Source organism: Caballeronia sordidicola, assembly GCF_002220365.1.
GTDB classification, from domain to species: domain Bacteria; phylum Pseudomonadota; class Gammaproteobacteria; order Burkholderiales; family Burkholderiaceae; genus Caballeronia; species Caballeronia sordidicola_C.
The window spans coordinates 1-4,256 of the sequence record NZ_MTHB01000252.1 but is presented as its reverse complement, the minus strand read 5'-3'; the positions used below and the strand labels follow the sequence as shown (position 1 = coordinate 4,256).

General features: G+C 57.0%; 5 protein-coding genes. 2 read left to right on the top strand and 3 right to left on the bottom strand.

Annotated elements, in window-relative coordinates; all coding sequences use genetic code 11:
• Positions 1–492 (top strand): glycosyltransferase (locus BSU04_RS35445; protein ID WP_144021346.1); only part of this gene is annotated, 492 nt, incomplete at its 5' end.
• A 437-nt stretch (positions 493–929) separates the two neighbouring features.
• Here the strand turns inward: BSU04_RS35445 and BSU04_RS35440 are convergent.
• The 3 genes from BSU04_RS35440 to BSU04_RS35430 form a co-directional block, all read right to left on the bottom strand.
• Entirely contained in the window at positions 930–1,754 is an 825-nt protein-coding gene (locus tag BSU04_RS35440) for a PRC-barrel domain-containing protein (protein WP_089163107.1), read from the bottom strand.
• 241 nt (positions 1,755–1,995) lie between these two features.
• Positions 1,996–2,583: a BPSL1445 family SYLF domain-containing lipoprotein gene (locus BSU04_RS35435; RefSeq protein ID WP_089164912.1), complete on the bottom strand. Its 588-nt coding sequence runs from the start codon at positions 2,581–2,583 to the stop codon at positions 1,996–1,998.
• A gap of 167 nt (positions 2,584–2,750) precedes the next feature.
• On the bottom strand, positions 2,751–3,620 hold the full coding sequence (locus BSU04_RS35430; protein WP_089164911.1) for an ADP-polyphosphate phosphotransferase: 870 nt from the start codon (positions 3,618–3,620) through the stop codon (positions 2,751–2,753).
• A gap of 280 nt (positions 3,621–3,900) precedes the next feature.
• Here BSU04_RS35430 and BSU04_RS46830 point away from each other — a divergent pair.
• On the top strand, positions 3,901–4,256 hold a 356-nt coding region (locus tag BSU04_RS46830; RefSeq protein WP_179258553.1), incomplete at its 3' end, for a hypothetical protein.

Below are 4,256 nucleotides of genomic sequence, written 5' to 3'. Positions count from 1 at the left end.
ATTGCTATCGAAAGCGGTCTCCGGTTGAAGATTGCAGCCAAAGTCGACAGGGTCGACCAGGAATACTTCAGATCCATCATCGAGCCATTGCTGTCGCAGGCGGACGTCGAGTTCATCGGCGAAATCAACGACGCACAAAAACCGGCGTTTCTATCCGGTGCGAAAGCGTTGCTCTTCCCGATTGACTGGTCGGAGCCCTTTGGGCTCGTGATGATCGAGGCGATGGCGTGCGGTACGCCAGTGATCGCATTCAATCGGGGCTCGGTGCCAGAGGTGATCGACCACGGTGTGACTGGCTACATTTGCGAGGACGTACCGGGCGCGGTCGCTGCGCTACAACGCATTGATGATCTATCTCGCACGGAAGTTCGGGCCCAGTTCGAGCGCCGATTTTGCGCGAAGACGATGGCGGCGAAGTATGTTGAAACCTACACCTCCATGCTCGCACCTACGCGGCAGCGTCCCCTGCTTCAGGATACCGAGATGGCTTGAGTTGCGCCGAGAGAGTTTGGCACTAAGGATTTCACCAAAGTGTCGAAGTCACAGGCGCTGCTCGAATGCGGCCTCAGGTACATACCTAGCGAGCATTGAAGCAGCCTTGAAAAGCAAACCGCGTATTTCTCAAATACCCTCCCGTGGCCTCTCGTGCGATTCCTGAGTCTTCTCTCCCGGCGAGTGTCTTAGAAGCAGCACTCGCTGACCTCAGAATCTACCCATCTTTCTCCGCTGCATCCATAGCGTCCGGAGATCGGATTTATCCGTGCGCCCGGATCCGCTTGGCGCGTCTCGTATGAGTAGTTGTCCCAGATCATTTAGGTTAGCAGAGTTGCATCCAAAATTACGGGCAATTCCCAGAATCACACGCTTACCCTTTCTCGTGGCATTGCATTGCTGCGTGTCTAGCGTAGGGCTACCCCACTCGCGCTAATCTACGGGGCCGTTTCTCCGATGTGACTAAGCAGAGATTCCGTATCGCTCTCTGACCAATACGCTTGTTTGCCATAAAATCCGTGAAGCGTTTTCTCGTAACCGCGGGTGAGCAAAACCGCATCGTCGTATGCTGGGCTATTCCTGATCGCGTCGCGGGTGAGATCGGTCGAAACAGTGGAGTCGAACCAATCCGTGCCGCTTAACCATTGCGTCGCCAACAACACTTCTTTACCACCCGGCCACCAGTTGCGCGTGTCGACTGTCAGGTAACGGATGACCCAAGCGACGTCGTCGAAAATGAACCCGGACACGTGGCCAATGCTGCCGTCGGCGGCCCGGATGTGACAGCCCTTCACGGCATCCGTACTTCGAAGATGGACGTCAGCTGGCGGCCCCTCTGTATGCGGATCGGAGCCCATGGGTGCGTCCGGCTCGTGGTGCGGTGCCTCGACCGAGCCGGTGAACGCGGGGTAGGCGCTCGTCCCCCACACGTTTGAGCTACCCCAGTACCTGGGATATCCATAGTAAAGGAGGTGTGTGGTTTCATACTGACGAGATACAGACTTATGCGTATCAATATTCGGGCTATCCCTGACCTGTTGACGCGTGAGGTTTACATGCAGTGCGCCTGAGGCCGGATCCGATGGTTTGATTGAATACGGCGAAATCAATACCTTCCGTTCGCCGATCCAGTTTCCCGTTTCGACCACAAGATAGCGCACTCCCCATGCCTCATCGTCGAATAATGCCTGGTCGACGGTTCCTATGTCGCCATCAAGCGCCACGACGGCGCACCGGTGAAGACGCTCTATAGTTCGCAGCATTTCGATGCTCCTTGCGTTTTTACTCCGTTCGATTCATCCGCTTCGTATTGTGCTTGCGCCCGTGTCTCGTCCAGTTGTGTTGACCGATCACGGTGCCGCGTGCGGGTTCGCCTGGACGAAATTCAGCGGGGCGACGATCAGTGCAATTGGTGGCCTTGTACTTCCAAGAATAGACGCGATCTTTTTGTACGTTTTCAAAGGTGGGAAATGGCCGTTGCCATTTCCCACCCTGCCTGGATGCTTAAAGTGACTTGAGTCGCGTGACCTTAGTGCCGTCGAGGGTCGCGCCGGCCATCAGCCCACTATTCGTCAACAGAAACGCATCCACTTGGCTGCTCGCGGTACTCGTGTCGACTTCGCCATTCGCGCCGACCTTGAGTACCGCAACGGACGCGTCGCCCCCGACCGACCAGCCTTCGCTGACTCGGAACCGATTGAGTGCGTCTTCGGTCATGAACAGGAATACGATGGCCCTTGATTGAGCGCCGATCTGCCAGCCGATCGAACCAGTCGCCGTGCTGTAGTATCCGACCGTGCGGCCGCCGACGCGCAGCGAGCCTTCGCCATACTGACCACCGACACCGAACCCGGCATCGATGACCGACGGGAATATCAACACGCCGCGCGCCTTGGCAACGAGCTCGCGCGAACCTTTGGCGGAGCTATAAAGACGGGCAAGCGTCGAATCGAAACCCGCGTCAATGGAGTGGCGCTTATCCATCTGGTCGCCGCTGGCGTCAGACGCCCCGGTCGTCGTGCAACCCGAGACTGCGAGGGCGATTGCAATAAGTGATCCGGGCGTACTGAACATGAATGTTCGTCTTAGCATTATTGTCTCCAGTCAAGTCGAGCAAGTTAGTCCTTAACACTACGTCATAAAAAATGAAGATGCGGTACGACAGCGTACAAAGGCGATCGGGGCTTCGGGGTTTTAGCGAGACAGGATTGCTTGTGGCCCTCATCCGCGAACCCGTTTGCGGCAATGCACTCAAGGTATCATTTCGAGAGCCTCTTGCGGATCGCCAGTAGTTCTCGCCGGCGTTTTCCACTCGTTTTTGGATATTCCATTTGGAGTCCTTCCAATGTATCGAGAACAATCTGGGAGACGATAAGACGAGCGTTCTCCTTGTCATCGGCCGGAACGACATACCAGGGTGAGTCAGCCGTGCTTGTTGCACTGATGCATTCTTCAAACGCCGTCATATACTGCTTCCAGAACTTCCGCTCCTCGATGTCCGCGAGGCTGAATTTCCAGTTCTTATCCGGTTCGTCGATACGCGCCAGAAATCGCTTTCGCTGCTCCTCCTCCGAAAGGTGAAGGAAGAACTTGATGATCCGGGTGCCGTTGCTGTAAAGATGTCGCTCGAAATCCACGATCGAACGATACCTGTTGTGCCAAACCTCTCCTTCGTCGAGCAAGGCGTCCGGGAGTCGTTCGCTTCGAAGAATCTCGGGATGCACGCGGACAATCAGCACTTCCTCGTAGTAGGAGCGGTTGAAGATGCCAATTCTGCCCCTCTCCGGTAGATCCCGGGTGGTGCGCCAAAGAAAATCATGCTCCAACTCGGTGGGGCTGGGGTGCTTGAAGCTGAACACCTGGCAACCTTGCGGATTGACTCCCGACATCACATGCCTGATTGCGCCGTCTTTGCCCGCTGCGTCCATTGCCTGAAAAATCAGGAGGATTGCGTAGCGATTGGAGGCGTAGTGCATCCGCTGGAGCGAGCTCAGTTGAGCAACGTGCTTTTCTAGTGTTTTTTTATACTGCCTCTTCGACTTGCACACGGGATCGCCGATTGTCGGCAGTTTCTTGAGGTCGACCTCGTCTCCCTCCCGCACGCGACAATTCCTGGAGTCAATTTTCATTGTCATGCCTTTGCGGATTGTCCTTACGTTTCGGAAGAACCGCCTCGTGTCGCGTCGCGTTGTTGGTAACGCCGACCGCCAAGCTTGGCGATCAGCTCCGCACTACAGGTTTGTTCATGAGTCAACTTTCTATGACTATTCGTAAGAGGTGCGAATTTCATGATCGGTGAGATCGACTCATCTACGGTTTATGGGATTCTTCTTTCGGAGGCGCCCCGTCTGCCGATTCCCAGTCCTCGACGGCTCGAACGTCCTCGCGCCCCAGCTCCTCGTAGAGTTCATGGACTCGCTTGACAAGCTGCGGCGTCGGATCAGACGGCGTTTCCGTTTTGGCTTCACGCTTAGGCGGGGCGTGGAGTTCGGGCTGAGCCGTGACCTGGGCTTCGGGCTGCGCCGTGGCTTGGGCTTCGGGTTGGGCCGTGGCCTTCGCTTCGGGCTGCGCCGTGGCCTGGACGTCGGGCTGGGCTGTGGCCTTCCCTTCTGGCTGAGCGGTGGCCTGGGCTTCGGGCTGAGCCGTGGCCTTCGCTTCGGGCTGCGCCGTGGCTTGGGCTTCGGGCTGCTCCGCAGCCTGGGCTTCGGGCTGAGCCGTAGCCTGGGCTTCGGGCTGAGCCGTGGCTTGGGCTTCGGGCTGAGCCG

Coding starts and splice junctions, on each gene's coding strand:
- BSU04_RS35430 (WP_089164911.1), bottom strand. CDS start 3,620: ATGAAAATTGACTCCAGGAATTGTCGCGTGCGGGAGGGAGACGAGGTC.
- BSU04_RS35440 (WP_089163107.1), bottom strand. CDS start 1,754: ATGCTGCGAACTATAGAGCGTCTTCACCGGTGCGCCGTCGTGGCGCTT.
- BSU04_RS35435 (WP_089164912.1), bottom strand. CDS start 2,583: ATGCTAAGACGAACATTCATGTTCAGTACGCCCGGATCACTTATTGCA.